Source organism: Pleionea sp. WD8-19 (assembly GCF_055326765.1).
Window position 1 is genome coordinate 1 of record NZ_JBUZOU010000053.1, and the last position, 1,968, is coordinate 1,968.

1 protein-coding gene is annotated in these 1,968 nt (G+C 44.2%); it reads right to left on the reverse strand.

Going from position 1 to position 1,968, the window contains the following annotated elements; all coding sequences use genetic code 11:
• Nucleotides 1–82 precede the first annotated feature (82 nt).
• On the reverse strand, nucleotides 83–1,420 hold the full coding sequence (gene ltrA / locus ACTUJY_RS21055; protein WP_463618101.1) for a group II intron reverse transcriptase/maturase: 1,338 nt from the start codon (nucleotides 1,418–1,420) through the stop codon (nucleotides 83–85).
• Nucleotides 1,421–1,968: the final 548 nt, after the last annotated feature.

Sequence of the window (1,968 nt, forward strand, 5' to 3'; positions counted from 1 at the left end):
CCTAATCGGGTAGCCGGAGGTATCTAGCCTCCAGCCCCCACACCACCCTGCAAGCGGGTCCGCACAGGGCGGTTCATTTAAATTATCCGTTAGGATAATGAACTTTGATCCATCCAGTTCGTAAAGAGAATAAACCTTCCTGAAACAGAAATTCGTTACTTAGAGCTTGTTGAATACCAGGCGTTTTCGAGCTACGCCAAGGGCCTTTACTCGTTCTGCCACAAGCAACCGCGGCTTGAATACGAACACCTCGTTTAAGCAAGTTACGAATTTTCGTCCTAGGCTTAGTCCATTGTCGCCAGTAGCACATCCTGACTCGACGTCGTATCCAGTTGTCGAGATCAACACACTGTTGGTAGGCGTTAGCGATACCAAAATAATTGATCCAACCACGAAGATATTGGCTCAACTTAAACAATTGATAAGACATACTCACTCCCCAGTTACGGTTTGTCAGTTTGCGAACTTCTTGCTTAAATTTATGTAAGGATTTCTCGTGCCATTGGATCTTTCCATATCTAAAAGTAAATCCTAAAAATTTACTTTTAGAGGATTTCACCACCTGACTTTTCTCGGTGTTAACTTTAAGTTTCAACCGAGTTTCAAGAAAGCGTGAGACGCTACTTAAAACTCGTTGGCCAGCTCTTTCACTTTTTACTAGGATGATAAAATCATCTGCATATCGAGCAAATTGGTGACCACGTCGTTCCAACTCTTTATCTAAGTCATCGAGCATAATGTTCGATAACAGAGGAGAAAGAGGACCGCCTTGTGGCACACCTTGAGTACTCGGAAGTAACACCTTCTTATCCATGATGCCTGCTCGGAGATATCGGCCAATCAACCTCATTAAGCGTTTATCTTTGATGTGATAAGAAAGATTTCTCATCAATAAGTCATGATTGACTCTGTCAAAGAATTTCGACAAATCCACATCAACGGCAATATTCCGTTTTTGTTTGATGATTTGTTGAACTTGCTTAACGGCTTGCTGGCCACTCCGGCGAGGTCTAAACCCAAAACTGCTTTCAGAGAAATGTTTATCTACGATAGGCGACAGAATTTGAGTGATGGCTTGTTGGATAAAACGATCGAGAACAGTCGGTATCCCCAATTGACGTTTGCCGCCATCGGGTTTATCGATCTCGACTCGTTTGACCGGTTGCGGTCGATACTTGTCACTGAGTAGCGCCTGTTTACATTGTTGCCAATGCTGCTTGGCCCACTCAGGAAAGTCTTCAACCGATATGCCATCAATTCCAGGTGAGCCTTTATTGGCTTTCACTTGTTTCCAAGCTTGCCTTAAATTCTCAGACTGAAACACTGCCTCGAATAGATCAAAGTTGAAGGTTTCTTGCATTGCATTACGCTGTTTAATAGAAACACCGGACGGTGCCGTTTTATTACTCAAGTAAGACATGATTATTCCTTCAGTTAAATGTTCAACCCTTCACCTTGTCCTACCCATTACGATAGGCATTTGGCTACTATGGTATCTGCTGACTTCTGATAGATGACTTTTACGATTACTCGTAGAAGTGCTTCCTGATGATTACACTGGGATTGTTGCGGGTTTGCTCGTCTCTATTTGCAACGGGATAGGACGCCAAGAGTTGATTTACCAGACTCTGACTGGTAGTCTCCGCAGCGTAAGCGAAGGACGCTTCTCTATCAGATCTCCCCGGATAAGGACATTAGCTTTCTCTGCACAACTGCATCATTTACGGTGGCCGTTAAGTCACTGTGGCTTCGTTGTCTTGTGCCAACTCGCCTTCAGCCTACGCCTCATATGATGTTTTTGTTCATCAGCTCGCAGATTTGCTAGCGGCTTCCTTCAGACCTTTCCTCGCGGATTGGCCCTTGCCATTCGCTAGTAGTTATCGTCTAATAATCATATAGATTTTGACGGTGACTCTCCTACAGAGGACTTTCACCTCATTAGTTAATGCCCATGCCGGGCGTACACAA

Excerpts from the sequence above, each read along its gene's own strand:
- ltrA (WP_463618101.1), bottom strand. The coding sequence starts at position 1,420 with ATGTCTTACTTGAGTAATAAAACGGCACCGTCCGGTGTTTCTATTAAA.